General features: G+C 70.3%; 25 protein-coding genes. 14 read left to right on the forward strand and 11 right to left on the reverse strand.

From position 1 onward, the window contains the following. Positions 1-37 precede the first annotated feature (37 nt). The 4 genes from ABZX61_RS13775 to ABZX61_RS13790 all read left to right on the forward strand — a co-directional run bounded on the left by ABZX61_RS13775 (position 38) and on the right by ABZX61_RS13790 (position 2,102). Complete coding sequence (locus tag ABZX61_RS13775; protein ID WP_355194386.1) at positions 38-676, forward strand: DUF3710 domain-containing protein; 639 nt, start codon at positions 38-40, stop codon at positions 674-676. 39 nt (positions 677-715) lie between these two features. Next, positions 716-1,102 (forward strand): OB-fold nucleic acid binding domain-containing protein, encoded by a 387-nt coding sequence (locus ABZX61_RS13780; protein WP_090929309.1) that lies wholly within the window; start codon positions 716-718, stop codon positions 1,100-1,102. A 3-nt stretch (positions 1,103-1,105) separates the two neighbouring features. Continuing rightward, entirely contained in the window at positions 1,106-1,777 is a 672-nt protein-coding gene (locus ABZX61_RS13785; protein WP_350722865.1) for a DUF3159 domain-containing protein, read from the forward strand. 103 nt (positions 1,778-1,880) lie between these two features. After that, on the forward strand, positions 1,881-2,102 hold the full coding sequence (locus tag ABZX61_RS13790; protein WP_355194388.1) for a hypothetical protein: 222 nt from the start codon (positions 1,881-1,883) through the stop codon (positions 2,100-2,102). Between the two features lie 63 nt (positions 2,103-2,165). Here ABZX61_RS13790 and ABZX61_RS13795 read toward each other — a convergent pair whose 3' ends face one another. The 4 genes from ABZX61_RS13795 to ABZX61_RS13810 all read right to left on the reverse strand — a co-directional run bounded on the left by ABZX61_RS13795 (position 2,166) and on the right by ABZX61_RS13810 (position 5,236). Next, positions 2,166-2,714 (reverse strand): hypothetical protein, encoded by a 549-nt coding sequence (locus tag ABZX61_RS13795; protein ID WP_355194390.1) that lies wholly within the window; start codon positions 2,712-2,714, stop codon positions 2,166-2,168. Next, positions 2,674-3,327 (reverse strand): DUF433 domain-containing protein, encoded by a 654-nt coding sequence (locus tag ABZX61_RS13800; RefSeq protein ID WP_355194392.1) that lies wholly within the window; start codon positions 3,325-3,327, stop codon positions 2,674-2,676. The genes ABZX61_RS13795 and ABZX61_RS13800 overlap by 41 nt, the downstream gene beginning before the upstream one ends. 584 nt (positions 3,328-3,911) lie before the next feature. Then, a complete protein-coding gene (locus tag ABZX61_RS13805) occupies positions 3,912-4,571 on the reverse strand; it encodes a TrkA family potassium uptake protein (RefSeq protein WP_350722859.1) in 660 nt (219 codons plus the stop codon). Then, the gene (locus ABZX61_RS13810) at positions 4,571-5,236 is read right to left on the reverse strand and encodes a TrkA family potassium uptake protein (RefSeq protein ID WP_350722857.1); all 666 of its coding nucleotides are present in this window, start codon (positions 5,234-5,236) and stop codon (positions 4,571-4,573) included. Before ABZX61_RS13810 ends, ABZX61_RS13805 begins: the two co-directional genes overlap by 1 nt. 102 nt (positions 5,237-5,338) lie before the next feature. On the opposite strand from ABZX61_RS13810, the gene ABZX61_RS13815 reads away from it, so the two are divergent. Beyond that, the gene (locus tag ABZX61_RS13815) at positions 5,339-7,381 is read left to right on the forward strand and encodes an APC family permease (RefSeq protein WP_355194395.1); all 2,043 of its coding nucleotides are present in this window, start codon (positions 5,339-5,341) and stop codon (positions 7,379-7,381) included. A 9-nt stretch (positions 7,382-7,390) separates the two neighbouring features. Further along, the gene (locus tag ABZX61_RS13820; RefSeq protein ID WP_355194397.1) at positions 7,391-8,641 is read left to right on the forward strand and encodes a class I SAM-dependent RNA methyltransferase; all 1,251 of its coding nucleotides are present in this window, start codon (positions 7,391-7,393) and stop codon (positions 8,639-8,641) included. A 604-nt stretch (positions 8,642-9,245) separates the two neighbouring features. Here ABZX61_RS13820 and ABZX61_RS13825 read toward each other — a convergent pair. Next, the gene (locus ABZX61_RS13825; RefSeq protein ID WP_355194399.1) at positions 9,246-10,013 is read right to left on the reverse strand and encodes a GntR family transcriptional regulator; all 768 of its coding nucleotides are present in this window, start codon (positions 10,011-10,013) and stop codon (positions 9,246-9,248) included. A 215-nt stretch (positions 10,014-10,228) separates the two neighbouring features. Here ABZX61_RS13825 and ABZX61_RS13830 point away from each other — a divergent pair, with 215 nt between their 5' ends. From ABZX61_RS13830 to ABZX61_RS13845, 4 genes are all read left to right on the forward strand, one after another. Beyond that, positions 10,229-11,245, forward strand: coding sequence for a radical SAM protein (locus ABZX61_RS13830; RefSeq protein WP_355194401.1), 1,017 nt, complete (start codon positions 10,229-10,231; stop codon positions 11,243-11,245). Next, a complete protein-coding gene (locus ABZX61_RS13835) occupies positions 11,242-11,931 on the forward strand; it encodes a deoxynucleoside kinase (RefSeq protein WP_355194403.1) in 690 nt (229 codons plus the stop codon). The genes ABZX61_RS13830 and ABZX61_RS13835 overlap by 4 nt, the downstream gene beginning before the upstream one ends. A gap of 88 nt (positions 11,932-12,019) precedes the next feature. Next, positions 12,020-12,484, forward strand: a complete 465-nt coding sequence (locus ABZX61_RS13840; protein WP_355194405.1) for an NUDIX domain-containing protein — start codon at positions 12,020-12,022, stop codon at positions 12,482-12,484. 820 nt (positions 12,485-13,304) lie between these two features. Then, entirely contained in the window at positions 13,305-14,171 is an 867-nt protein-coding gene (locus ABZX61_RS13845; RefSeq protein WP_355194406.1) for a CAP domain-containing protein, read from the forward strand. 32 nt (positions 14,172-14,203) lie between these two features. On the opposite strand, the gene mug is transcribed toward ABZX61_RS13845, so the two are convergent. From mug to ABZX61_RS13870, 5 genes are read right to left on the reverse strand one after another with little or no spacing between them, the layout of a single operon-like run. Then, positions 14,204-14,701, reverse strand: coding sequence for a G/U mismatch-specific DNA glycosylase (mug, locus tag ABZX61_RS13850; protein WP_355194408.1), 498 nt, complete (start codon positions 14,699-14,701; stop codon positions 14,204-14,206). 10 nt (positions 14,702-14,711) lie between these two features. After that, complete coding sequence (locus ABZX61_RS13855; protein WP_355194410.1) at positions 14,712-16,112, reverse strand: sugar porter family MFS transporter; 1,401 nt, start codon at positions 16,110-16,112, stop codon at positions 14,712-14,714. Positions 16,113-16,162: 50 nt separating this feature from the next. Continuing rightward, positions 16,163-18,670 carry a polynucleotide kinase-phosphatase gene (locus ABZX61_RS13860; RefSeq protein WP_355194412.1) on the reverse strand — a complete coding sequence of 836 codons (2,508 nt, stop codon included), beginning with the start codon at positions 18,668-18,670 and terminating at the stop codon, positions 16,163-16,165. Further along, positions 18,609-20,108 (reverse strand): 3' terminal RNA ribose 2'-O-methyltransferase Hen1, encoded by a 1,500-nt coding sequence (locus ABZX61_RS13865; protein ID WP_355194414.1) that lies wholly within the window; start codon positions 20,106-20,108, stop codon positions 18,609-18,611. The genes ABZX61_RS13860 and ABZX61_RS13865 overlap by 62 nt, the downstream gene beginning before the upstream one ends. A 44-nt stretch (positions 20,109-20,152) precedes the next feature. Further along, positions 20,153-21,067 carry an LLM class F420-dependent oxidoreductase gene (locus tag ABZX61_RS13870; protein ID WP_355194416.1) on the reverse strand — a complete coding sequence of 305 codons (915 nt, stop codon included), beginning with the start codon at positions 21,065-21,067 and terminating at the stop codon, positions 20,153-20,155. A gap of 145 nt (positions 21,068-21,212) precedes the next feature. Here ABZX61_RS13870 and ABZX61_RS13875 point away from each other — a divergent pair, with 145 nt between their 5' ends. Genes ABZX61_RS13875 through ABZX61_RS13890 form a run of 4 tightly spaced genes read left to right on the forward strand, consistent with a single transcriptional unit; the run spans position 21,213 to position 25,050 of the window. Beyond that, positions 21,213-22,196: a hypothetical protein gene (locus tag ABZX61_RS13875; protein WP_350722839.1), complete on the forward strand. Its 984-nt coding sequence runs from the start codon at positions 21,213-21,215 to the stop codon at positions 22,194-22,196. Positions 22,197-22,247: 51 nt separating this feature from the next. Next, positions 22,248-23,366 carry a histidine kinase gene (locus ABZX61_RS13880; protein WP_355194418.1) on the forward strand — a complete coding sequence of 373 codons (1,119 nt, stop codon included), beginning with the start codon at positions 22,248-22,250 and terminating at the stop codon, positions 23,364-23,366. After that, on the forward strand, positions 23,363-24,454 hold the full coding sequence (locus tag ABZX61_RS13885) for a histidine kinase (RefSeq protein WP_355194420.1): 1,092 nt from the start codon (positions 23,363-23,365) through the stop codon (positions 24,452-24,454). Before ABZX61_RS13880 ends, ABZX61_RS13885 begins: the two co-directional genes overlap by 4 nt. Further along, positions 24,451-25,050: a response regulator transcription factor gene (locus ABZX61_RS13890; RefSeq protein ID WP_192786541.1), complete on the forward strand. Its 600-nt coding sequence runs from the start codon at positions 24,451-24,453 to the stop codon at positions 25,048-25,050. The genes ABZX61_RS13885 and ABZX61_RS13890 overlap by 4 nt, the downstream gene beginning before the upstream one ends. Before the next feature lie 13 nt (positions 25,051-25,063). Here ABZX61_RS13890 and ABZX61_RS13895 read toward each other — a convergent pair whose 3' ends face one another. Continuing rightward, positions 25,064-25,969, reverse strand: coding sequence for an LLM class flavin-dependent oxidoreductase (locus ABZX61_RS13895; RefSeq protein ID WP_355194422.1), 906 nt, complete (start codon positions 25,967-25,969; stop codon positions 25,064-25,066). Positions 25,970-26,229 lie beyond the last annotated feature (260 nt).

Genomic DNA, 26,229 nt, shown 5'->3' on the forward strand with positions numbered 1-26,229 from the left:
CCGCGCTGACGGCCCGCGAGCGAGGAGAGTGAGGAACGTGTTCCGACGTCGTCGTCGTGAGCAGCCGGAGCAGGTCGTCGAGCAGGATCCTGCCGCCCTTGCGCGAGATTCCGGCCCGTGGGACGCCGACGAGCCCCACCCGGAGACCGACAGGATCGACCTGGGCGGCCTGCGGCTGCCGCACAATCCCGACTTCGACGTGCGGCTGGCCTCCGTCGGAGACCAGCACGTCGGTGTCGTCGTGCTCTACGAGGAGAGCTCGCTGCAGCTCCAGGCCCTGGCCGCACCGCGCAGCTCGGGCCTGTGGGACGAGGTCAAGACCAAGATCCTGGCCCAGGCACAGCATCTGGAGGAGCGGGAGGGCCCGTTCGGCAGCGAGCTGAGGGGCGAGATGAAGGTCGAGGACGGCTCCCGTCCCGCCCGATATCTCGGCATCGACGGGCCCCGCTGGTTCCTGCTCGCCGTGATCTCCGGCAAGGCGGCGCTGGACGAGGCCGTGGCGGCGGCGTACATCGACTTCGTCAAGGACGTCGTGGTGGTCCGGGGCAGCGAGCCGATGGCCCGCGAGGAGCCCATCCCGCTGCGCCGCCCCAACGAACAAGCAGGCGAGACGGGCGACGATCGGCCCGGGCTCAACCCGTTCAAACGGGGACCCGAAATCAGTGAGATTCGCTGAGGGCTGACATCGCGCCGACATCACATAGGCTGATTCATCATGAGTACGGCAGAGCCTCCGAAACGCGGGGGATTGCGCGGGTTCTTCAGTCGGCTGGCCTCACCCCAGTCCGAGATCGAGGCCCAGGAACTGCGAGAAGACGCCGACGAGGTCGGCGCGACCCCCATCGTCTCGTGTGGCGGCCGTCGGCGCTTCTGCGTGGCAGGTACGCTACGTACGGTGACACTCCGTCCGAGGGGCGGCGCCCCCGCCCTCGAGGCCGAGCTCTACGACGGGTCCGACGTGATCGACCTGGTCTGGCTCGGCCGCCGCAAGATCGCGGGCATCGAGCCCGGCCGCACGGTCAAGGCCGAGGGCCTGGTCAGCATGCAGGACGGCCGCAAGGTGATGTTCAATCCGCGTTACGAGCTGCGCCCAGGGAGTTGACACGTGAGTGCTGAGGCGGAAGAGGTCGCCCACGACACCGTTGAGGCGGCGGTGCGAGCCCAGCTCGCCAAGGCCTTCGGCGGGGTGCGCGGCATCATCGAGGCGGCGATCCCGACGATCGCGTTCACGGTGTGCTGGGTCTCCACCGAGGAGCTGAAGCTGTCGCTCATCGTGAGCGTCTCGATCGCGGTGGTGCTGCTGCTGGTCAGGATCGTGCAGCGGTCCACGCCGCAGTTCGTGATCAACAGCCTGATCGGCATCGCGATCGGCGCGTTCTTCGCCAGCCGCACCGGCGACGCGAAGGACTACTTCCTGCCCGGCATCCTGTGGAACGCCGGCTACATGGTGGCGATGCTGCTGTCCATCGTCACCCGGTGGCCGGTGGTGGGCTTCCTGATCGGCTCGGTCACGGGCGACCCGACCGCCTGGCACAAGGACCCGGGCATCGTGAAGCTGTGCACGCGGCTGACCTGGCTGCTCCTGCTGCCATGCGCGGTCCGGGTGGCCGTGCAGGGGCCGGTCTACTGGTTCGGAGGCGGCAACGAGGCGGTCGCCGCCCTCGGCGTCGCCAAGATCGCCATGGGCTGGCCGCTCCAGGTGGCCGCCCTCGGCGCCATGCTCTGGGTCCTGGGCCGCGGCCGCACCCCGATCAAACCCCCGGTGGCTCCCGCCTGACGATCCCTGGTAAAGATCTCCGGATCATTTCCTAGAAGAGCTGATCCACTTGCGCGGGTACGAAGGCTGGCGAAGGATCACTTCGAGCCAATCGGGGGCCCCAATGTACGCACGTGCCGTCACCGCCCTGGCCACGACCGCCGCCGCCCTGCTCCTGGCAGCGGGGCCGGCCGTCGCCGACGACGACTGGAGGGGGCCGGATGACACTCTGTGCGAACGGTTCCTCGAGAGCCTGGACAGGGGCTCCGTCATGCTGCCCATGAGTGTCGTCTTCAACTGCATGGACGCGGATGACGCCAGGCGCTTCAGCGTGACCTTCGACTGAGCGCCGGTTCCGCTCCGGAAAGACCTCTCGCTCTTCGTGGCGAGGGGTCTTCGTGCTGTTTGCTCATGGGTCACGGGCAGCCGTTCGCGTCGGCGTGGGTGAACAGACGGCAGGGCTGGTGAAGCTGGGGCGATCTCGTCGGCAGAGGCGAGCAGCGCACTGCAGTACAGGGGCCAGGCGTGGGATGACCTGGACGAGGCATAGGGCGTTCGCGTGATGGGCGCGGCCATGCCTACAGAAGCGAGGGCCAGAACTTCGGCGGCGTCTTGGCGGATCGATGAGACGGAGGCGGCTTGCCGCAGTCGGATCGATCCCACGCAAGCTGATCAACCGCTGACCGTCAGACTCCTCCAGCAAGGCCAACGCACCAGGCATGCCGGCCGCAACGGTTCGGGGACGCTGCATCTGTCGTCCGTCGTTTGTCAGGATCGCATCAAACCCGTCGGCCGCGGCTCGGGGGTAGAGCGTCTCATCGCGGGTTCCAGACCAGCCATCAAGATCGAGCAAATGCACGATTTCGTGGTTCAGAATGAATGTGGTGAGAACCTGGTGGAGCGGCTTGGGGACGTTCTCATCCAGCAGCAGCCTCACGCGGCTCCCTCGGGGGGTCATAGCTGTCGACGTAATCGGCGAAGTCCTTCGCGTCCAATGCCGCGGGAGCCGTCACGTTCGGGTAGTACGTGGAGATCTGCTCGGCCGGCACCCCGTCGCGCAACAACGCGGCGACCTCGTCACAGGGCACGCGGGTGCCCTCGATCACCGGTATCCCGCCCCTGATGGCCGGATCGACGGTGACGTGGTCACGAGGCCGGAGCAGATCGGGAATGTGCCGGCCATCCCGGTAGAACGGGCGTAGGACGTCCACCATCTCATGGATGACCACATGGGCCTTACGACGCACGAGGTCGGTCGCCTGTCCGGGCTCCACGAGATAGACCGTGGAGCCATCGGCCACCAGGCGGTAAGCCGACAGGTGCGCACGCTCCTGCAGGTCGTCACGAAGCGTGTCCAGAGCGCGCCGAATCTTCTGCAGCGAGGTGTCATTGCGCAGCTTCACACAGGTTCGTAGTGCCACCAGGTCGCGGAAGGAGTAGAGGATGGGACGGTTCTCGGAGATCTCGGGGATGAGTACGGCTCCACAGCCGGCGCTGGCCTTACGCCAATGCGCGAGTTGGCGAAGCGTGGCACCCGACAACGCCGCCGCAAGCTTCGGACTGTAGGACATAGGCTCCGCCCCCTCCCTCTTCTCGATCGAGAACCCGCATCGGAGCCATCATCCCGAAGATCTCCTTGCAGCACATGCATGGGATGGCATACAGTCCGGTCGCGCCCAGCTCGTCTGACACGCTGGTCGCCACTCGGCTCTCTTCGCCGAAGATCTGGGGTGAGAGGAGGTTGCCGCCGGCAGTCCTGGCTTCCCGAGGGCGTGAGCCGCGGTGAGTCGAATCAGACCGGGGCGCAGGCACCGGTTTGCGCTGCTCGATTTCTGATTACGTTGAGCCGAACGGGCTGCCCTTCCCGCCGTTATCTGCCGAAATAGCTTGGCGCCACGGTCATCGGGGTCGCGTCCGGGGGTGCGGGGGCCGGCAGGTCCCCGCCTGGGGGTGTGGGGGCCTGCCCCCGCAGGGCGCTGCCCGAGCTCTTGTCGCGCGCAGCGCGCCTTCAAGCGAGGACCGCGCCGTTGCGGGGTCGAAGGGGCGAAGCCCCTGAGAGGCGGGGCCCGAGGGCTCTCGTGGCGCGAAGCGCCTCCCGGTGCGAGGACCTTGCCTTTCGGCCCCGGAACCCCCAGGGGGCCCGGGTTCGTGCCGGCTAGTGCTGGGAGAGGAGGTGGGCGAGCTCCTGCTCCACCTCCTGGTTCGCGACGAACAGCAGCTCGTCCCCCGCCTCCAGCGGATCGTCCGCCGTCGGCACCAGGACCCGGCCCTCCCTGAGGATCGCGACCAGGGCGGAGTCCACGGGCCACGGCACCGAGCCGGCCCGCTGGCCCACGACCGGGGCGTCCTCGGCCAGCGTGAGCTCCACCAGGTTGGCCTGGCCCTGGCGGAAGGTCATCAGGCGTACGAGGTCTCCGACGCTGACCGCCTCCTCCACCAGGGCGCTCAGCAGGCGCGGGGTCGAGACGGCCACGTCGACGCCCCAGGACTCGTTGAAGAGCCACTCGTTGTTGGGGTGGTTGATGCGGGCCACCACGCGCGGTACGCCGTACTCGGTCTTGGCCAGCAGGGAGACCACCAGGTTGACCTTGTCGTCGCCGGAGGAGGCGACCACGACGTGGCAGTTGTTGAGCCCGGCCTCGTCGAGGGAGGCGATCTCGCAGGCGTCGGCGAGGAGCCATTCGGCGCGCGGCACGCTGTCGATCTTGATGGCCCGGGGGTCCACGTCGATGAGCAGGACCTCGTGGCCGTTCTCCAGGAGCTCGGCCGCGATGGAGCGGCCCACGGCGCCCGCTCCGGCGATGGCGACGCGCATCACTCGTCCTCTTCCGGTGCCGCGGCGAGCACCTTGTTGATCCGGTCCATGTCGTTCTCCGCGGCGATGACGTGGAGCACGTCGCCCTCCTGCACCACGGTGTCCTCCGTGATGGTCAGGGCCTCGCCCATGCGGTTGATGAAGGCCACGCGCGTCTTGACGCGGTGCTCGAGGTCGACGACGCGGGTGCCGATCCACTCGGGGTTGGCGGTGACCTCCGCCAGGATGATCGTGCCCGTGGGGTCGCGCCAGAGCGGCTCGGCGCCCTCGGGGAGGATGCGGCGCAGGATCTGGTCGGCCGTCCACCGTACGGTCGCCACCGTGGGGATGCCGAGCCGCTGGTAGACCTCGGCGCGGCGGGGGTCGTAGATGCGGGCCACCACGTTGTCCACGCCGAACGTCTCGCGGGCCACGCGAGCGGAGATGATGTTGGAGTTGTCGCCGCTGGAGACCGCGACGTACGCGGCGGCGGACTCGATGCCGGCCTCGGTGAGCACGTCGCGATCGAAGCCCACGCCCGTCACCCGCCGCCCTCGGAACCCGGCGCGAAGCCGCCGGAACGCCTGCGGGTCGCGGTCGATGATGGCGACGGAATGGCCGCTGTCCTCGAGGATATGAGCGAGAGTCGAACCGACTCGGCCACACCCCATGATCACTATATGCATTTCCCCCCGCACTTTCGCGGTCGGCCCATTGCTGGACACCAGTATGGCCCGAGGGGGGAGCGCCTCGTTTAAGGCCTCGGCATGGGGCTAGCATCTCGTTACGTGGCGAAGGTAACGGATCTTGTCAAACGCTTGCTCGTGGGGCGCGCCCTGCGTAGCGGGCAGCTTCACGAGCAACTCCTCCCAAAACGGATAGCACTGCCGGTTTTCGCGAGTGACGCGCTCTCTTCTGTGGCGTACGCGCCCCAAGAGATTCTGGTCATCCTGTCGTTGGCCGGAGTCTCCTTCTACACCTACAGTCCCTGGGTCGCGATCGCCGTCGTGGTCGTGATGCTCACCGTCGTGGCGTCGTACCGGCAGAACGTGCACGCCTATCCGAGCGGCGGCGGGGACTACGAGGTGGCGACCACCAACCTCGGCAAGAACGCCGGGCTCACCGTCGCCAGCGCGCTCATGGTCGACTACGTGCTCACGGTCGCCGTGTCCGTCGCCAACGGCGTCGATTACGTCGGCGCCACAATTCCGTTCGTGGGCCAGCACAAGCCCGCCATCGCCATCGCCATCGTGATCCTCCTCACGGTGATCAACCTGCGCGGCATCCGCGAGTCCGGCGCCGCCTTCGCCGTTCCTACGTACGCGTTCATGATCGCCGTTCTGGCCCTGATCGCCTGGGGCGGGTTCCGGCTGCTGGTGCTGGGTGAGCAGCTCCAGGCGCCGAGCGCCCACTTCACCATCGAGGCCGAGCAGACCAACCTGACCGCCTTCGCCGCCGCGTTCCTGATCCTGCGCGCGTTCTCCTCCGGCTGCGCCGCCCTGACGGGCGTCGAGGCCATCAGCAACGGCGTGCCCGCCTTCAGAAAGCCCAAGAGCAAGAACGCCGCCACCACGCTGCTGATGATGGGCCTGGTCGCGATCACCATGTTCGGCGGCATCATCGCCCTCGGCCTCGCGTCGGGCGTGAAGATTGCCGAGCCGTCCGTGGTCGCCACCGACCTGCACCTGCCCAACGGCAACCCCGTCGGCCCCGGCTACTACCAGCAGCCGATCATCTCCCAGGTGGCCGACGCGGTGTTCGGCGGAGGGTCGCTGCCGTTCGTGGTGATCTCGGCGGTGACCGCCCTGATCCTCTTCCTGGCCGCCAACACGGCCTTCAACGGCTTCCCGGTGCTCGGCTCCATCCTGGCGCAGGACCGTTACCTGCCGCGCCAGCTCCACACCCGCGGCGACCGGCTGGCCTTCTCCAACGGCATCATCATCCTCGCGCTCGGCGCGTGCCTGCTGCTGTGGGGCTTCCAGGCCGACGTCAGCCGCCTGCTGAACCTCTACATCGTCGGCGTCTTCGTCTCGTTCACGCTCAGCCAGATCGGCATGGTCATCCACTGGACCCGCCACCTGAAGACCGAGACCGACCCCAAGGTGCGCCACCAGATGCACCGCTCCCGCGTGATCAACTTCTTCGGCGGGATCATGACGGGGCTCGTGCTGGTGGTCGTGCTGCTGACGAAGTTCCTGGTCGGGGCGTGGATCGTGTGCATCGCGATGCCGATCCTGTTCCTCATGATGAAGGGCATCAGGCGCCACTACGACAACGTGGCGGCCGAGCTGGAGATCAGCGAGGACTACGAGCCGGCCATGCTGCCCGCGCGCAACCACGCGATCGTGCTCGTCTCCAAGCTGCACAAGCCGACCATGCGCGCGCTGGCCTACGCCCGCGCCACCAGGCCGTCCACGATCGAGGCCATCACGGTGGGCGTCGAGGGCGAGGACGCGCGCAAGCTGCAGGAGGAGTGGGAGCGGCGGGGCATCCCGGTGCCGCTCAAGATGCTCGACTCGCCGTACCGCGAGATCACGCAGCCCATCCTCGACTACGTCAAGACCCTGCGGCGGCGCTCGCCGCGCGACGTGGTGACCGTGTTCATCCCCGAGTACGTGGTCGGCCACTGGTGGGAGCACGCGCTGCACAACCAGAGCGCGCTCAGGCTGAAGGCACGGCTGCTGTTCAAACCGGGGGTCATGGTGACGAGCGTGCCCTGGCAGCTGCACTCCTCCGACCGCCTCAAGGGCAGGCCGGAGCCGTTCGCGCCGGGCGCGGTGCGCCGTCCCTGGGACCAGACCGCCAAGGATGGGGAGCAGGCTCGGGCATAGGGTGTCCCTGTGGAACAGGCATCTCTCGAGCTGACGGTAGGTCCGGTCGCGCACGGCGGCTGGTGTGTGGCGCGCCACGAAGGGCGCGTGGTGTTCGTACGCCACGCCTTGCCAGGCGAGCGGGTGATCGCCGACGTCACCGAGGAGACCACCAGGTTCCTGCGTGCCGACGCCGTGGAGATCCTGGAGCCCTCGCCCGACCGCGTCGTCCCGCCCTGCCCGTACGCCGGCCCTGGGCGGTGCGGCGGGTGCGACTGGCAGCACGCCACGCTGGAGGCGCAGCGGCGGCTCAAGGCGCAGGTCGTGGCCGAGCAGCTCAAGCGGCTCGCGGGCCTGTCGCGCGAGGTCGTGGTGGAGGAGGTGCCGGGCGCCAAGGACGGGCTCGGCTGGCGCACCCGCGTCCAGTTCGCCGCCCGGCCCGGCGGTGAGCTGGGCTTCCGCCGGCACCGTTCGCATGACATCGAGGTCGTGGACGCCTGCCTGATCGCCCACCCGGAGGTGGAGGCGGTCGGGGCGGAGCAGCACTCCTGGCCGGGCGCGGCCGGCGTCGAGGTCATCGCGTCCTCGTCCGGCGACCGGGCCGTGGTCGTCTCGCCCAGGCCGCGCCGCAGCGTCACCGTGCCCGAGCTCGAAGCGCCCGCCTCGATCCTCCTCGACCAGGGCAAGGGCCGTACGGTGCCGCGCCGCGGCTCGGGGGTGCTGCACGAGCAGGTCGGCGACCGCGGCTTCCGGGTCGCGGGCAGCGGCTTCTGGCAGGTCCACCCGGGCGCAGCCGAGACGCTGCTGGACGCGGTGCTGGCCTACGCGGCGCCGGAGCCGGGGGAGTGGGCGCTCGACCTCTACTGCGGGGTGGGGCTGTTCGCCGCCGGTCTGGCGGAGGCCGTGGGGGCCGAGGGGGCGGTGTTCGGGCTGGAGTCGGAGGCGGCCGCCGTCCGCGACGCCCGCGCCAACCTCCGCGACCTGCCGCAGGCCCGGGTGGAGCGGGGACGGGTCGAGGAGGCGCTGGACCGCTTCCAGATCGAACGCGCCGACCTCGTGGTCGTCGACCCGCCCCGTTCCGGGCTGGGGCGCGAGGTGGTGGAGCGGATCGCCGCGCTGGACGCGCAGCGGATCGTGTACGTCTCCTGCGACCCGGCCACGCTGGCGCGGGACCTGGCCTGGCTGGCGGAGCTCGGTTACCCGCTCTCCGACCTGCGGGCCTTCGACGCCTTCCCGATGACCCACCACGTGGAGTGCGTGGCCCTGCTGGCCAAGGCATAGATCATGGCGCTGACCAGCAGCGGATTCTCAAGATCATGACGCAGAGTATTTGGCTACCGGGCCCGTCAGCTCGTGGCGGCGTGGGGAGCGTTGGTGTCGCGATGACGGGGCAGACGGCAAAGATCGAATCGCGTTGTGATGCTTGCGGGGGCACCCTGGTCCGCCAGGTAAACCAGTTCATCGACCGCGGGCAGCTGTGGTGGGATGCCGAGGCCTCCTGCACGTCCTGCGGTCATGGCTGGTGGGAGCATCCAGATTCAGGCAAGCCGCCGGAAGATGTCCGCAGTGCCCTCCTGGCGGCGCATGGCCCAAGCCGGCTGCGTGTGGTCGGTCCGGTGCCGAACCTGGTCTCGGTCTTGAAGGTTCTGCGGGAGGTCTGGGAGGTGTCACTTCCCAGGCTCGTGAACTCGCCGACGAACTCACTCACGCCGGCTTGGTCGGGACGCTGGCGGAGATGGAGTTTCTGCACACCCGGCTGAGGAGCCGTGGCGTCGCAGCCGAGGTGGGGTCCGATGCCGGCCCGGAGGGTGAGCGGATTCCCTCGTAACCAGTTGCTCCGCTTGGAGGAGACGGGGGCGTTCTGCGTCCAGGGCGGGACCGCGGGTCACGAAGGGTCCGCGGGGTAGCGGTAGCGCAGATTCCACTGGTACGTCGGCATGACGTAGGTGGTGACCTTGACGGCCTGGTCGCTCGCGGTCCATCCGATATGGAAGATCTCGTACACCCACTGATCTGGGATCATGCGAAGGAAGCGAGCTTCGTCAGGCGTGGGCGGCCGGATACTGATGTTCTCCTCAAGCTCGACCTGCGCGTACCCGAGTTCGGCCAGGCGGCTGCTGATCCCGCCGACTCCCGGGTCGAGCTCGGCTATCGGTGTCCCATCGGCGATGGAGCGCGGGATGTAGCTGATGGCGATCTGGATGGGGACGTCTTCGGCCTTCATCCGTCGCGCGCGGATGATGACACTGTCGGTGTCGGCGTCGACGCCCAGGACGTCGGCCACATCCGGTGGAGGATGGCCGGGGCCGACCGTGTTGGCGGAGTTCAACTCGTAGCCGAACTGGGCGAGTTCGCTGGCCAGGGAGCCTCGAACGCCCCCGCGTTCGCGGTGGGCGCGGCTGTGCCGTACGGCGGCGTCGCGCAGCAGGGGCGGCAGCTTGTGGACGTAGGTCCCCACGCCCATGTGCACGTAGACCAGTCCTTCGCCTTTCAAGATTCGCAAGGCCTTGTTCACGGTGGCCCTGTTCACGTGGAGCTCTTCGGCAAGCTGATCTTCGTTGGGGAGCAAAGAGCCGCGGGGATAGACGCCCTCATGGATGGCCTGGCGGATGGTGTCCGCCACATCGCGATAGCTGCTTCCTGATGTGATCACGATCTCACCTTAGCGGAAGTATGTACTACATACTCATTGACCTCGCCTCGCCTGATATCTATGAAGTACGTAGTACATACTTACCTGACCGGCAAGAACGACCGACGGTCGGGCCTGCTGGAAGCCGACGGCTCGGAGGTACGAGCCGCCACGGCCGCCCCAACCCGGGCGGCCCTCAACCCCTGTCGGAGGACGACGTGCCTACCGATCTACCCATGCCTCGATTCGCCGGCGGCGGCGCCGACTTCGCTCGCCGCGGCGGCCAGCTGCGCGTCTCGCTCACCCCGCGCTGCCAGTTGGGCTGCTGGTTTTGCCACAACGAAGGCGAAATCCCACCCAGAATCACCCACCACGACCGCACCATTCAGCCCCGCCGCCGGGCACTGGACGCCAACGACTTCCTGTCTGCGATCAACACGATGACCGCCGCCGGGATCAGCCGCGTCTTCTTCACAGGCGGTGAACCGCTGCTGTCCCCGCTCGCCCGCCCGATCCTTCAGGGCCTGCCCCAGCACCAGATGAGCGACTACACCACCACGCTGATCACCAACGGGCTCACGCTCACCAAGGACCTCGACTGGCTGGCGGCCACCGCACTGGACCGGATCAAGGTCTCGCTGCACTACTTCTCCGACACCTCCGTCGCCACCATCGCCGAGGGCAAACCCGGCGACATCGCCAAGATCAAGGCCGGGATCGAGGCCGCCACCAACGCCATCCCGATCGTCGAGTTGAACCTGCTGCTGCAAGAGCAGAACGCCCACGAGGTGATGGACATCATCGCCTACACCCGCGAACTCGGAACGGGCCTGCAGATCATCGAACTGGTCGGCACCGACCACAACGCCGACCTTGGCGGCCTCAAGGTTGCTTCCGGTGACATCAGCGCCCACCTGCGCTCCATCGCCACCGCCGAGAAGGTGGTCACCTCCGGCACCGGGCAGGGCCGCCGCGTCTTCACCGTCCCCGGTCGGCGCGGGGAGATGACCATCGAGGTCATCGACGCCTCCCTCGGCCGCCACCACATCGGCCAGTGCGCCACCTGCCCCAAGCGGGCGCAGTGCATCGAGGGGTTCTGGGCGCTGCGCCTGGACTCGGCCGGCGAGCTCAGCCCGTGCCTGCTCCGCCCCGATCTCCGCTTGGACGTCACCCCGTACGCGCAAGACCCGGCCGGCCTGCTGGCGGCCGTCTCCGCCCACCTGGACGCCTTCGCCGAAGGGACGCTGCAATGACCATCGCCGCCCCCCGCCCCAGCATCGGCAACCAGCTGCCCGCCGCCTACCAGCCGGCCGAGACGCCACGATCGGGCGTCTTCGTGGTCCTGGAAGGGATCAGCGGATCAGGCAAGTCCACGCTCGCCCGGAACCTCGCCGAGCGCTTGGACTGCCGCTTCTTCCACACGGTGCCCGCCCCGGTGTCGGACCTGCAGCCGTACATCAACGCTCGCGCCCAGGCGCTGCCGCAGCTGGTCTTCTACCTCGCCGGGGCGTTGCACGCCTCTGACCTGGCCCGCCAGGCGCTCCAGAGCGGGCACGTGGTGGCCGACCGGTACGTCAACTCCGTCATCGCCAACCACTCCGCCGTGCACGGCCTGGACAACGCCACCGTCGAGGCGACCATCGCATCCTTCGCGGGCTACCTGGCCCAGCCGGACCTGACGGTCTACCTGCACACCGACCTGGACGAGCTGACCGCGCGGATGACCGCCAAGCCCGACCAGACTGCTTCCGACCGCGACCTGATCGCCGACCGCGCCCTGCTGCGACGGCTGCAGGAGCACTACGACCAGATCGCCGGCAGCGACCCCACCGCGTACCACCTGCACACCGACGGCCGCACCGCGGAGCAGCTCGCCGTCCACCTCGCCGGCATGGTCCACGCGATGACCGGCGTCCAGCAACCTCGCACCGACGCCTAGAAGTTCGTCCTGGCAAACAGGCCCGTGCTCCCCGTGTGGCCGCGTAGCGTGACACCCACGACGCATCGCCCACTGCGGGAGCACGGCCATGGCCACACCATCCGAACCGTTCCGGCCCCACGTCGGCGTCCACCTGATCCTCATCGCGGCAGGCAAGGTCCTGCTGTTGCTGCGAGCCAACACCGGCTTCGCCGACGGCTCCTGGTCGGTACCCGGCGGCTGCCTCGACGCCGGCGAAACCCTGCCTGAGGGCGCGGCGCGTGAGGCCCGCGAAGAGCTCGGCGTCGTCATCGACCCCGCAGATCTCGCATTCGCGGGCATGTGCCATCACGCCGATCCAGACGGCCAGGCCCGCATCGGCGTGTTCTTCGCGGCCACCCGCTGGGGAGGCGAGCCCACCAACGCCGAACCCGCCAAGTGCGACAAGATCGACTGGTTCGCGCTCGACGACCTTCCCGACGACGTCGTCACCTACATCCGTACTGGCATCGACGCGTACCGACATGACCAGGCATTCAGCCTCGACGGCTGGCAGGCACAGCACATAGCCTGACGCCCCGCGGCGTCCGCTTTGGAGCACTTTCCGGAGGCGTAGACACGACGAAAGCCCCGCCCCGGATCGTCAATGCGGCGACGGTGTAGGCGAGCCGGTCGTGGATGGTCCACGCCTGTCCGAGGCAGAGGATGCCCACTGCGAGCCAGATGAGGCAGGCACCACCCTGGCTCAGGCGTTGTCTCAGGCTGGTCAGCGGAGATCGCACGCGGCTACCTCCAGGGGGTCGGCTGTCGCGGCTTGAGGGGTGCCGCCCGCCGTCACCCTCGACACGGCGGGCGGCACGACAACGCGTCCGGATGCGGACATGTGATCTACGTCAACCGAGGGAATTCTTGGAACGTCCCACAGCGGACCCCAGCCGACGTACGGGTACGGGTACCAGCCGCCCACGAGCCCGCCGCCTCCGCCGCACCGCAGCAACGTGGGCCTGATCCTCCTCCTCGCCATTGGACTCCCGCTCCTCCTGATGCGGTGGAGGACTGCCCTGCTGGCCAAGCAGTGATCCGTCGTCCCGGCCCGCCTCGCGGGTGAGCCGGGTCCTTCTCAGCCCGCGGCGCACGATGCGCCGCGGGCTTCTTCGTGAACCCCCAAGCGATCCTCCGCGTATCTCCAGGTGGCTCCCACGGGGGCCATGGGGCGTGCAAAGCCCGGTGGGACAGGAGTTTCGGGCCTGTGGCAGCGGGGGCACGGACGCCTCAGGTGGCACTTTGGTTTACCCGAGTTGCGAGATTTATATCGCAATTTAGTGACAAGTCGGTCTCGTTCCCGACAGAATGCCTTGCCATCCAGCGTCTATGGCAACTGGAGGGAATCCCCTATGCGTAGACCCATTGGGGTATTTGCCGGGCTCATCGGCCTGGCGGCGCTCTGCGCGCCGATCAGTGCGGCCGAGGCCGCGGCGCAGAGCTCGGTCGAGGCGCAGGCCTCGTGCCGCGTGAACGTGGCCAAGCCCAGCCTGACCAACGCATTGAAGATCAAGTCGTTCGCCACCCGTCGCAACTGCGACGACAGCGCACTCCTGCGCATCCGCATCAAGCGCGCCGTCCCGGGTCCCGACCCCGTCGTCAAGAGCGGGGCCTCCAAGGACGGCCGCATCACCTTGACACTCGCCTGCAGACCGGGCACCTACTACGCGGTCGCGACCGACTATCGCGGCGGCACCGCCAAGTCCCGGGCCGTCCGGCTGACCTGCACCCCTGACAGCACGCCGACGCCCACGCCCACCACCCCCAGCCCCAGCGGCACGTCGACCCCGACACCCACCGCGCCGCCCCCGTCGTCCGGAGGGACGGTCGGCACGGCCGAGGAGAACGAGGTCCTCAGGCTGACCAACGCCGAGCGGGCCAAGGGCGGCTGCCAGCCGCTCAAGCACGACCCGCAGCTCCGCACCGCCGCGTTCGGCCACTCCGACGACATGGCGAAGCAGGGCTACTTCGACCACACCTCCAAGGACGGCCGCAGCTTCATGGACCGCATCCGGGGGGCCGGCTTCAGCGGAGGCACGGCCTTCGCCGAGAACATCGCCTTCGGCCAGCCCTCCCCGGCCTCCGTGGTCCAGGGCTGGATGAACAGCGAGGGCCACCGGGCCAACATCATGAACTGCCGGTACAACCTGATCGGCGTCGGCGTGGCCAAGAACTCCCAGGGCCGGATCTACTGGACCCAGGACTTCGCGGCCAAGTAGGCCAGGCAGGCCAAGTAGGCCAGGCAGGCCGATCAGGCCAAGTGGCCGCGCAGCCGTCCCATCTCGTCGGCGATGGTGGCCAGGGTCCAGTGGGCGTTCAACCCGCTCGGGTTGGGCAGCACCCACACCCTGGCCCCACCGACGAGCTCCTCCTGGGGGCCGATGCGGGCCTTGGGGCGGGCGAAGGCCATGCGGTACGCCGAGATCCCCAGCACCGCGAGGACCGCCGGCGTCGCGGCCGCCACCTTCGCGGTCAGGGCCAGGCCGCCCGCCACCAGCTCCTCCCGGGTCAGCTCCGACGCCTTGGCGCTCGGGCGGGCGACGATGTTCGTGATGCCCAGGCCGTACGAGGGGAGAAGGTGCTGCTCGGCCGGGGCCAGCAGGCGCGGTGTGAAGCCGGACAGGTGCAGCGCGGGCCAGAAGCGGTTGCCGGGCCGGGCGAAGTGGTGGCCGGTGGCCTCGGACATGAGGCCGGGATTGATGCCGCAGAACAGCACGTCGAGCTCGGGGGCCAGGACGTCGTCGATCACGTGCCGGAGATTAGCCCATCTCTTCGAGTTTGCGGCCCTTGGTCTCACGCACCCACCTGACGACGAACAGGAACGACAGCACCGCGAAGAACGCGTACATGGCGTAGGTGAGCGGCAGGTTCCAGGCCGCCATCGCCGGGAACGTCACCGTGACCGCCCAGTTCGCGATCCACTGGGCCCCGGCGGAGACGCCCAGGGCGGCGGCGCGGATGCGGTTCGGGAACATCTCCCCCAGCAGCACCCAGACCACCACGCCCCAGGACAGGGCGAAGAACAGCACGAACACGTTGGCCGCCACGAGCGCGATCAGCCCCTGCGGGTCGGGCAGCGTGACCGTCTTGCCCACCTCCCTGGCCGCGCTGAACGCCCACGCCGCGGTGGCCAGCGAGACCGCCATGCCCGCGGAGCCGATCAGGAGGAGCGGCTTGCGCCCGATCCTGTCCACCAGCGAGATCGCGATGAACGTGCCCACGATGTTGATCATCGAGCTGGAGAAGCTGATCAGCAACGAGGCGCTCTGGTTGATGCCGACCGACTGCCACAGCACGGACGAGTAGTAGAAGATCACGTTGATGCCGACGAACTGCTGGAAGACCGACAGGCCGATCCCGATCCAGACGATCGGCAGCAGCCCGAGCGCGGGCCCGCGCAGGTCCTTCAGCCCCGGCACCCGCTGGGTGCGCAGCACGTGCTGGATCGCCGCGATGTGGGCCTCGATGTCCACGTCCTCGGGCTCGATCTCGGACAGCACCTCGCGGGCCCTCCTGGTGCGCCCCGACATGATCAGGTAGCGCGGCGACTCGGGGATGATCAGCGCGAACGTCAGGTAGAACAGGGCGGGCACGACGCAGGCGCCCAGCATCCACTGCCACGCCTGCAGGCCCCAGAGGGGGTTGTTCACGTTGCCGCCGGCCAGCTGGACGATCACGTAGTCGACGAGCTGCGAGACCGCGATGCCGAGCACGATCGCCAGCTGCTGGAACGAGCCCAGCCGTCCCCGGTAGGCGGGCGGGGCCACCTCGGCGATGTACGCGGGCCCGATCACCGACGCCATGCCGATCGCGAAGCCCGCGATCACCCGCCAGAACGCGAGGTCCCAGATGGCGAACGGCAGCATCTGACCGATCGAGCTGACCGCGAACAGCAGCGCCGCCACCTGCATCGTCCTGGTGCGCCCCAGCCGGTCGGCCAGCCCGCCGCCCGCCCACGCCCCCACGGCGGACCCGAGCAGCGCGATGGCCACCACGAACCCGATCTCGACCGGCCCCACGTGGAAGTACTTCTGGATGCCGACGACGGCGCCGTTGATCACGGCGCTGTCGTAGCCGAACAAGAACCCCCCGATGGCCGCGGCCGCCGTGATGAAGATGACGTGGCCGAGGTGCTCGTGGTGCGCGAACTTCGTTGCCATGCAGGTCCTTCCCCGTGGTGGGGGGACATACCCGCAGGTCATGGCGTTAGTCAGAGCCGGGGATCCACAGGCTCCGACTCCAGGGCCAGCACCGCGAAGACCGGCTCGTGCACCCGCCAGGCCGCCTCGCCGTCCGCCAGCCGCGACAGCGCCTCCAGCCCCAGCGCGTACTCGCGCAGCGCCATCGAGCGCTTCTTGCCCAGGAAGCGCCGGCGCAGCACGTCGAGCGACTCGGTGTAGTCGGGGCCGTAGATGATGCGCAGGTATTCGCGCCCGCGCACCTTCACCCCGGGCTGCACCCGCCCGGGAGCGTACGCGGCGGGCTTGACCACCATGCCCTCGCCGCCCGCCGCCGTCAGAGACTCCCACCACTCGGTCGCCGAAGCCCTCGACCCGGGCGAGTCGAGCGTGACGGAGACGTGCCGGGTGGGGGCGATCAGCGGCGAGTCGAGCAGCGCCAGCGTGGACAGGTGCCAGGCGTGCGGCTCCAGCGCCGTGGCCCGCCCCTCGCAGGCGAGGATCTGGAACGGCGCCACCCGGATGCCCTCCAGGCCGTCGACCGGCCAGCAGTAGCGTGCATAAGCGTCGCGGAACAGGGCAGCGTTGTCGGAGCGGCGCCGGGTGCGGGTCAGCAGTCCGCCCACGTCCATTCCCCGCCCGGCCGCCGCCTCCAGCGCCGCGACCGCCTCGGGCAGCGCGGCGCGGGCGGCCGCGCCGACGGAGGCGTACTGCGAGCGGATCAGCTCGCCGGCCTTCGCCGACCAGGGCAGCAGCTCGCAGTCGAGCACCACCCAGTCGGAGTCCAGCTCCGCCCAGAGCGGCTCGCACGCCTCGCGCAGCCGTGCGAGCAGCGGTGCCGTGTCGTTGAAGAACGGCCGTCCGGTACGCGTGTAGACGGCGCCGGCGCTGCCGTCCGTCACGCCGAACCTGGCCGCCGCCACCTCTGGCGTCCTGGCCAGCACGGCGACGGCCCGCGAGCCCATGTGCTTCTCCTCGCACACGACCTCGCGCACCCCGGCGGCGGCGAACTCCTCGAACGCCTCGTGCGGGTGCTCGAGGTAGCCGTCCAGCCGGGACGTCTCCGGCGGCGCCATGGTGGGCGGCAGGTAGACCAGCCAGCGCGGGTCCACCGCGAACCGGCTCATGACCTCCAGGGCCGCGGCCGCGTTCTCCTCCAGGACCTTGACCCTGGTGCCGAACCTGGTCTCGACGTGCCGAGTGCCGATCACGTCGTTGATGTCCAGCATGCCGGGATCGCGGGCCGAGCCGGTGCCGAGGGGCTTGGCCGGCTCGTACCAGACCTTCTCTGCCGGGATCTGGACGATCTGCCGCTCCGGGTAGCGCAGCGCGGTCAAGTGGCCGCCGAAGACGCAGCCGGTGTCGAGGCAGATCGTGTTGTTCACCCACTCGGGGCGGACCGTGGGGGTGTGGCCGTAGACGACCATCGCCCGGCCGCGGTACTCGTCGGCCCACGGGTAGCGGACGGGCAGGCCGTACTCGTCGGTCTCGCCGGTCGTGTCGCCGTACAGGGCGAACGCGCGCACCCGGCCCGAGGCGCGGCCGTGGTAGGCCTCCTTCAGGCCCGCGTGCGCGACCACGAGCCGGCCGCCGTCGAGGCGGTAGTGGCTGAGCAGGCCGTCCATGAACGTCCTGGCCCGCTCCACGAACTCCGGCTCCTGCGCCGCGAGCTGGTCGAGCGACTCCTGCAGGCCGTGCGCGACCGTGACCTTGCGGCCGTTGAGCGCGCGCACCAGCTTCTGCTCGTGGTTGCCGGCCACGCAGATCGCGGTGCCGGCCTCGACCATGTCCATCACCAGGCGCAGCACACCGGGGGTGTCGGGCCCGCGGTCGACCAGGTCGCCGACGAACACGGCCGTGCGCCCCTCCGGGTGCGTGAGCCCTTCCCAGCCGAGCCTGCGCAGCAGCGTCTCCAGCTCCGAGCGGCAGCCGTGGATGTCGCCGATGATGTCGAAGGGGCCGGACAGCTCGGTCCTGTCGGACCAGGCCCTCTCGTACGTGATCTCCGCGTCGTCGATCTCGTCGAGGCCGCGCAGCACGTGGACCCGCCGGAACCCGTCGTTGGAGATCTTGCTCAGCGAGCGCCGCAGCTCCTTGCGCTGGCGGATGACCACGCCGGGGCCGAAGTCGCGGTCGGGCCGGGCGGCGTTGCGCTCGATGGCCACCTCCTCGGGCGCGTCGAGCACGATCGCGTCGCACAGCACGTCGTACTTCCTGGCCAGGTCGAGGAGGCTCCTGCGGGCCGCGTACTGGACGTTGGTGGCGTCGACCACGGTGAACAGGCCCCTGGCCAGCCGTACGCCGACGATGTGGTGCAGCAGGTCGAACGCCGCGGGCGTGGCCGACTGGTCGTTCTCGTCGTCGGAGACCAGGCCGCGGCAGAAGTCGGAGGAGATGACCTGCGTGGGCTTGAAGTGCTTCCTGGCGAACGTCGACTTGCCGCTGCCCGAGACGCCGACGAGCACCACCAGCGAGAGCTCAGGAACGCTGATCACGGGTGAACACTCCCATCTGGGTCGGCGGGCCGACCTCGGGGTCATCGTCGCCGACCGGCGCGAAGACGACCTGGTAGCCGTACTCGCCGGCGACCCTGGTGGCCCAGGCGGCGAACTCGGCGCGGGTCCACTCGAAGCGGTGGTCGGGGTGGCGCAGGCCGGTCAGGAACTCGTAGCGGACGTTGTGCTCGACGTTGGGGGTGGTGACGAGCACGTGCTGGGGCCGGGCGCGGCCGAACACGACGCGTTCGAGCGCGGTCAGGCGCGGCGGGTCGACGTGCTCGATCACCTCCATGAGCACCGCGGCGTCGTAGCCGGACAGCCGCTTGTCGGTGTACGTGAGCGCGCCCTGGAACAGGGTGAGCCTGGCGCGCTTGCTGTCGGGCATGCGGTCCAGCCGCAGCTTGCGGGCGGCGATGGTGAGCGCCATCGACGAGACGTCCATGCCGCCGACCCTGGCGAACCTGGGCCTGGCCAGCAGCGCGCCGACCAGCTCGCCCTGGCCGCAGCCCAGGTCGATCACGCTGACCGCGCCGAGCTCCTCCAGCTTGGCCAGCACCGCCTCGCGCCGCCGGAGGTTCAGCGGCTTCGCCTTGGGCGCCTGCTGGGTGGCCTCATCTTGGGCGGCCTCCGCCTGGGGAGCGTCGCCCTGGGCCTCGGCCTCCGCGGCGGCCGCCTCGTCGGCGGCGGTCTCCCCGGCGGGCGCGTCCTCCTCGACCGCGGGCTCCAACTCCTCCTCGGTCTCGTCGCCCAGCTCGGCCAGGCGCGCCAGCGCGGTGCGGGCCAGCGCCCAGCGCCGTCCCAGGTAGCGCCGGGTGATCAGGCCGCGCTCCGGGTGCCCGGCCAGCCAGCCCTCGCCCGCCCTGATCAGCTTGTCGACCTCGTCGGGCGCGATCCAGTAGTGCTTGCCGTCGTCGAGCACCGGCAGCAGCACGTACAGGTGGTTGAGCGCGTCGGCGAGGCGTGCCGTGCCGCGCAGGGTGAGCCGGACATAGCGCGAATCGCCCCACTCGGGGAAGCCCTCGTCGAGCGGCAGAGCCTGCGCGTCCACCTCCCACCCGAGCGGCTCGAAGAGCCTGGTGGCCAGCTCGGGGCCGCCCCGGCAGGGCAGCGCGGGCAGCCGCAGCTCCAGCGGCAGCGGCGTGCCCGCCAGCTCGGGCCTGGCCGTGCACCGGCCCGCCCGCGCGGTGCGGAACACGTCGGCCAGCGCCACGGCAAGCAGCGAGGAGGCCGCGTAGGGGCGGTCGTTGACGTACTGCGAAAGGCTGAAGTCGGGCGAGCTCTTGCCACGCGACCTGACCAGCGCGATCGGATCGACTTCGAGCAGGAGCGCCGCTGTGCAGCGCTCCTCCTCGGCCTCGGGGTAGAACACCGTCGCCGTGCCGAACGACCGGCCGAACTCCTGCACGCGCCCGGGATGCTTGTGCAGGAGGAAACCCAGGTCAGTGGCAGGCCTCGCGGTGGTCGTGATCGTCAGCAGCACCCCCCAAGTCTGCCGTACCGCCACGAAGCGCCGCCAATGATTACTTACACGTGCGGAAGCACCTCAGCGGCGATCAGCTCCAGGTGCTCGAGGTCGTTCAGGTCCATGATCTGGAGGTAGACCGTCTCGGCGCCCAGCTCGGCGAACTTGCCGATCTTCTCCACGATCTCGGCCGGGGTGCCGCACAGTCCGCCCACGGGCAGGGTCTCGGGGTTCTCGCCGATGGCGGCCGCGCGCCGCTCGACCTCCGCCCGATCCGCGCCCACGACGGTCGTCTGCGCCACCGAGTACGTCAGGTCGCGCCCGGTCGTCTCGCACGCCGCGCGCACCCGCGCGAACGCCTGCTCCGTGTCGGCCAGGGTGTGGAACGGGAGGTTGTACTCGTCGGCGTACGCAGCCGCCAGCCTCGGCGTGCGCTTGGCGCCGAACCCGCCGATGATGATCGGCGGCCTGGGCCGCTGGACCGGCTTGGGCAGCGCGGGCGAGTCGGCCACCCGGTAGTAGCTGCCCTCGAACGAGAAGCTCTTCTCCGTGGTCCACAGGCCCGTGATGATCTCGAGCTGCTCCTCGAACCGCCCGAACCGCTCGTTCTGCGGCGGGAACGGGATGCCGTACGCCGCGTGCTCGGTGTCGAACCAGCCCGTGCCGAAGCCGAGCTCGACCCGGCCGCCGCTCATCTGGTCGATCTGCGCGACGCTGATCGCCAGCGGCCCGGGCAGCCGGAACGTGGCCGGCGTCACCAGGGTGCCCAGCCGGATCCTCGAGGTCTCCCTGGCCAGGCCGGCCAGCGTGATCCACGCGTCGGTCGAGCCGACCCCCGGGTCGCCGGGGCCGATGCGCATGTAGTGGTCGGAACGGAAGAAAGCGTCAAAACCCAGTCGCTCGGTGGCCTGGGCGACGGTGAGCAGGTCGTCATATGTCGCGCCCTGCTGGGGCTCGGTGAAGATCCGCAGCTTCATGACGACATTATCCGCACACAACGGACGCGTGCCGGAAAAGGACCGCACAGCGGCTCGCGCGCTTGCTACCGTTCGAGTCAGCGCCGGAAAGTAGCCGAATGACCACGTGGGGTGGCCTATGCCGCGGCACAAGAGGGAGCCGGGCATGCTCCCGCGCCCGCTCGCGATCCTCGGGGCCCTCGCTCTCACCGGCGCCACCGGAGCGATCGTGCGCATGCTTCCCGCGGGTGCCACGCTCGCGCCGAGGCCGCCGGTGGTGAGGCACACCCCTGCCGTCTCGCCACCGGTGGCGGTGGAGCCGCAGGCGGCGTTCGTGGAGTTCGTCGACACCGCTCGGGAGCCCGAGTTCGACCTGTCCAAGGAGACCCGGCGCACCGGTGTGCGCCGGTACGCGCTCGGCCACCTCGTCTCGGGCGACGACGGCTGCGCGCCCAAATGGAATGGCCCGTCCCAGTCCGACCCGCTCGATCCCGGCAAGAACCCCGTGGCCAACCGGATCGGCCGGCTCAGGGCGCTGGGCGGCGACGCCGCGCCCGTGTTCGGCGGCCCGGAGGGGCGGGAGCTGGCCGACACCTGCACCAGGCCGGGCGGGCTCGCGGCCGCCTACCGCAGGGTGGTCGGGGCGTTCGACGCCGACACCATCGACTTCGAGGTCAGCGACAGCCGGGACGAGGCCGCCGTGCTGCGCCGGGCGCGGGCCATCTACGCCATGCAGCGCGAGCGGCCGCTCCAGGTCAGCTTCACGCTGCCGCTGAAGTCGGACGGGCTGGGCTCCGGCGACGTGGCGATGCTGCGGGCCACCCGCCAGGCGGGCGCCGAGATCGGCACCGTCAACCTGCTGGCCGACATCGAGCCGCGCGGCGCCCCTGACGGCCGCCTGCGCCGGGTGGCGGAGGCCGTGCTGGCGGCCAGGGACCAGATCGCGCGGGCCCAGGGCCTGGACGACCCCGAGGAGGCGTGGCCGCACATCGCGCTCACCCCGGTGCTGGTGGGCGAGGGCGATCTGAACGAGGTCGACGCCCGGACCCTGGCCGCCTACGCCGCCCGCCACGGCCTGGCCTGGCTGTCGCTGCGCGGAGTCGCCCCGAAGCCGGACGTGTCACGGATTCTTTGGCAGACCTCTCCCTGACTATAGGATTTCCGCGACGGGCGAGGTTTCCAGCGGCAGGGGGATGGCGTGATGGCGGCGCGTCCGGAGACGGCGCGAAAGATCCTGCTCTACTGGATGGACGCCGCGGTCATGCTCCTCGGCGTCATGTTCGTGGTGGTCATCGTCATCTACCTGGCGGACGGCCGGATCTCCACGCTCCACGCCGCGGCCGTCCTCACGTGCCTGCTGGTCTGCTTCGGCCTCTTCCCCTCCCTGCTCAGGGACGCCTACGACGCCAGGCCGCGGCCCACGCCGAAGCTGGTGGTCGCGGGGCTGTCCGCGGCGGTCGCGGTGGCGCTGGTGCCGCACCAGCCGCTGGAGAACGTGCCCACCTGGCTGGAGATCGGCGTCCTGTGGCTGTCGATCGCCGCCCTCTACCTGCCGTGGGCCGTGACCCTCTGCCTCGGCGTGGCCGTGGTCGGCCTGGTCGGCGGCTATGTCATGGCCGTGACCGGCGAGCCGTGGTACGGGGTGCTCGTCCCCGAGACGTTCAGCGCCATCGCGCTGACGGTGGCCATGCTGGTCTGGCGCTGGATCTGGTGGACGATCAGGGACGCCCACGACAGCAAGGAGGCCAAGGCTCGGCTGGCGGTGTCGGAGGAGCGGCTGCGCTTCGCCCGTGACCTGCACGACCTGCTCGGACACAGCCTGTCGGTGATCACACTGAAGAGCGAGCTGGCCGCCAAGCTGGCGACCAAGGACGCCGGGCGGGCGGACGCCGAGATGGCCCAGGTGCACCGGCTGGCCGGCGAGTCGCTGGCCGAGGTGCAGCAGGCGGTGCACGGCTACCAGACGCTCGACCTCGACGAGGAGTTGGCCGGCGCGCGGGTGGCGTTGGAGGCGGCCGGCGCGCGCTGCCTGATCGATGCCAGGGCCGACGGGCTGTCGCCGGCCGCCCGGACGCTGCTGGCCTGGGCGGTCCGCGAGGGCACCACCAACGTGCTCAAGCACAGCGCGGCCACCCGCTGCGCGATCACGATCGACGGCGGCGTGCTCGAAATGATCAACGACGGCGTGGACGGGCGCCCCTCCGCCTCCGGCAGCGGCCTGCGGGGCCTGTCGGAGCGGCTGGCCACGGCGGGCGGCTCCTTCTCCGCCCGGCCGACCCCGGCGGGCGAGTTCCTGCTGCGAGCGGCGGTGCCCGCGTGATCCGCCGTGCGACGAAGCTGGACAAGATCCGCTGGGTGATCGTCTACTCGACCGACTTCATCAACCTGTTCTCCTTCTTCGGCTATTACGACCTCTATGTCCGCTGGCAGATGGGCGTGCCGTGGCCGGTGGTCCTGGCCGGCGTCGCCCTGCTGGTGGTCTTCAACGTGCTCGCGACGCGGCCGCACCGGGTGGCCATGAGGGGCGGCAGGCGGCCCACCGCGATCCTGGCGGTGACCGGCGTGATCATCCTGGTCATGTCCGCCGCCTTCTTCATGTGGGCCATCCCGACGTGGCTGGGCATGCTGGGGCCCTTCGTGCGCAGGCGCACCATCGTGATCCTGTCGGTCCTGTCCGTCGTGCTCTTCAACCTGTACGTGGCGCTGCAGGGCGTGCCCATCTGGGGCACGCTCCTGGTGCAGTCGGTGTTCACCGCCGTGAGTGTGGTCGGCGTGCTGACGAACCTGTGGCTCTGGCGGGTGGCCAAGGAGGCGTACGAGGGGCAGGAGGCGCAGGCCAGGCTGGCGGTCTCGGAGGAGCGCCTGCGCTTCGCCCGCGACCTCAACGACCTGCTCGGGCAGAGCCTCACCGACATCGCGGCCCGCACCGAGGGCGCGTCGCGCACGCTGCCGGTCGACCCGGCGGCGGCCGCCGAGGAGATGTTCGCGGTCCGCGACCTGGCCCGGCGGTCGCTGCGCGAGGTGCGCTCCGTCGTGCAGAGCTACCGGGCCGTCGACCTGGACGAGATGCTCGCCAGCGTGCGGGCCGTGCTGGAGGCGGCGGACGTACGATGCACCGTGCGCGCCGAGACGGGCTCGCTGCCGCCGGAGACCCGCACGCTGCTGGCCACGGTCGTGCGCGAGGGGACCACCAACGTGCTCAAGCACAGCACGGCCGGACGCTGCACGATCACGATCGAGGATGGAGTGCTGGAGATGTCCAACGACGGGGTGAGCGGGCCGGCGGGCGAGCACGCGCCGAACGGCCTGGCGGGGCTGGCCCAGCGCGTACGCGCGGTCGGCGGCACCCTGGAGGCCGCGCCGACGCACGAGGGCGGCTACCTGCTGCGGGCGGCGGTGCCGGCATGACGACCAGGGTGTTGCTGGCCGACGACGAGCACCTGATCCGGGGCGCCATCGCGGCCCTGCTGGACCTGGAGGAGGGCATCGAGGTCGTCGCCCAGGTGGGCAGGGGCGACGAGGTCGTGGCCGCCGTGGCCGAGCACCGGCCCGACGTGGCCGTGCTCGACATCGAGATGCCCGGCATGGACGGCCTCAGCGCGGCCGAGCAGATCAGCGCGCAGTGCAAGATCGTCATCCTGACGAGCCTGGGCCGCCCCGGCTACCTGCGCAGGGCCATGGCGGCGGGGGTGAGCGGCTTCCTCGGCAAGGACGCCTCGGCGGAGGAGCTGGCCATGGCGATCCGGAAGGTCCAGGCGGGCGGCCGCTATCTCGACGCCGAGCTGGCCGCCGCCGCGATGGCCGCCGGCGACAGCCCGCTGACCGAGCGCGAGCGCGACGCGCTGCGGCTGGCCGGCGACGGGGCCACGATCTCGCGGATCGCGGCCGAGCTGCACCTGACCGAGGGCACCGTACGCAACTACCTGTCGAGCGCGATGACCAAGCTCAACGCCCAGAACCGCCTGGAGGCCATCCGCACGGCCCAGCGCATGGGCTGGCTCTGAACCCGGCCGGGCCTCACCGCAGCAGGTCGCGCACCTTCGCCAGCAGGTCCACCTGGGTACGCCAGTCGCCGCCCGCTATGCCGATGACCGCGTGGCCCGCCCCGGCGTCGCGGTAGGCGGCGAGCGCCTCGGCGGCCCGCTCCGGCGGGCCGGTGAGCGGGATCGGCAGGACCTCCTCCAAGGGGCGGCCGTAGGCGGCGGCGACGCCTGACGCGATCTCCTCCCGCGACGGGACGCCGTCGCCGCTCCCCAGGGCCGCCGTGCCGCCGATCGCGACGACTGGTACGGGACGGCCCCGGCCCGCGGCCAGCTCCGCGAGCCGGGCCCGGCCCTCGGCCACCTCCCGGGGCGGGACCAGGGACGGGAACCACCCGTCGCCGAGCAGCGCCGCCCGCCGGATCGCCGCCTCGGACGCGTTGCCCACCCACACCGGCGGCATCGTGGCGGCGGGCGCCAGCCGTACGGGCGGCTCGCCGGGCTCGTCCCGCAGCCGCGTCTCCTCGCCCGCCAGCAGCCGGGGCAGCAGTTCCAGGGCGGTGTCGGTACGCCGGCCGCGCGAGCGGTAGGGCGCCCCCGCCGCGGCCCACTGCCCGGGACCGCCGCCCGAGCCCACACCCAGGACGAGGCGGTCGCCGGTGACGTGCTGCAGGGTCGCGATCTGCTTGGCGGCCCACGCGAGGGGCCGGATGGCGGGGACGAACACGCTCATCCCCACCTTGATCCGCCGGGTGCCCGCCGCCGCGGCGGCCAGGGCGATGGGCCCGTCCAGCGTCGGCCCGCCGATGGCCAGGTGGTCGCCGTGCCACACGCCGTCCAGCCCGGCGTCCTCGGCGTGCCGCGCGGCGGCCGGCAGGTCGATGCCGTCGCGCCGCTGCACGGCGACCCCCGGCAGGATGACGCCGATCGTGAAGCTGTTCATGCGCTCCACCGTGCAACCTCAATCGCGGTCGAGGTCAACCGTTGAGAGCGTTTGCGGGGCGCGTCTCGAAAACGTCACGGGTATTGACGGCACGGACATCGTGAACTTACGTTCGCGGTACTTATCCGGTTCAGCAGGCCCTCACGGCCTGTGACTACTCCTCAGTGAATCGCTCACCGGTCTCCAGGGCGGGGGCGCGTTCTGCGTCCTTGCTGGGAGCGCTCCCAGGTGGGAGCTCCCGCCGCCCGTTCGAGAGCAAG

It is taken from the genome of Nonomuraea sp. NPDC003709 (assembly GCF_040610775.1).
In the GTDB taxonomy this organism is placed as follows: Bacteria; Actinomycetota; Actinomycetes; order Streptosporangiales; family Streptosporangiaceae; genus Nonomuraea; species Nonomuraea angiospora_A.

Bases quoted from the DNA above. Each gene is read 5' to 3' on its own strand.
- ABZX61_RS13805 (WP_350722859.1), bottom strand. From the start codon at position 4,571: ATGCGCGTCGCCATCGCCGGAGCGGGCGCCGTGGGCCGCTCCATCGCG.
- ABZX61_RS13845 (WP_355194406.1), top strand. From the start codon at position 13,305: ATGCGTAGACCCATTGGGGTATTTGCCGGGCTCATCGGCCTGGCGGCG.
- ABZX61_RS13790 (WP_355194388.1), top strand. From the start codon at position 1,881: ATGTACGCACGTGCCGTCACCGCCCTGGCCACGACCGCCGCCGCCCTG.
- ABZX61_RS13880 (WP_355194418.1), top strand. From the start codon at position 22,248: ATGGCGGCGCGTCCGGAGACGGCGCGAAAGATCCTGCTCTACTGGATG.
- ABZX61_RS13895 (WP_355194422.1), bottom strand. From the start codon at position 25,969: ATGAACAGCTTCACGATCGGCGTCATCCTGCCGGGGGTCGCCGTGCAG.
- ABZX61_RS13835 (WP_355194403.1), top strand. From the start codon at position 11,242: ATGACCATCGCCGCCCCCCGCCCCAGCATCGGCAACCAGCTGCCCGCC.
- ABZX61_RS13840 (WP_355194405.1), top strand. From the start codon at position 12,020: ATGGCCACACCATCCGAACCGTTCCGGCCCCACGTCGGCGTCCACCTG.
- ABZX61_RS13875 (WP_350722839.1), top strand. From the start codon at position 21,213: ATGCTCCCGCGCCCGCTCGCGATCCTCGGGGCCCTCGCTCTCACCGGC.
- ABZX61_RS13860 (WP_355194412.1), bottom strand. From the start codon at position 18,670: ATGACCCCGAGGTCGGCCCGCCGACCCAGATGGGAGTGTTCACCCGTG.
- ABZX61_RS13870 (WP_355194416.1), bottom strand. From the start codon at position 21,067: ATGAAGCTGCGGATCTTCACCGAGCCCCAGCAGGGCGCGACATATGAC.
- ABZX61_RS13795 (WP_355194390.1), bottom strand. From the start codon at position 2,714: ATGACCCCCCGAGGGAGCCGCGTGAGGCTGCTGCTGGATGAGAACGTC.
- ABZX61_RS13800 (WP_355194392.1), bottom strand. From the start codon at position 3,327: ATGTCCTACAGTCCGAAGCTTGCGGCGGCGTTGTCGGGTGCCACGCTT.
- ABZX61_RS13780 (WP_090929309.1), top strand. From the start codon at position 716: ATGAGTACGGCAGAGCCTCCGAAACGCGGGGGATTGCGCGGGTTCTTC.
- ABZX61_RS13890 (WP_192786541.1), top strand. From the start codon at position 24,451: ATGACGACCAGGGTGTTGCTGGCCGACGACGAGCACCTGATCCGGGGC.
- ABZX61_RS13810 (WP_350722857.1), bottom strand. From the start codon at position 5,236: ATGCATATAGTGATCATGGGGTGTGGCCGAGTCGGTTCGACTCTCGCT.
- ABZX61_RS13830 (WP_355194401.1), top strand. From the start codon at position 10,229: ATGCCTCGATTCGCCGGCGGCGGCGCCGACTTCGCTCGCCGCGGCGGC.
- ABZX61_RS13855 (WP_355194410.1), bottom strand. From the start codon at position 16,112: ATGGCAACGAAGTTCGCGCACCACGAGCACCTCGGCCACGTCATCTTC.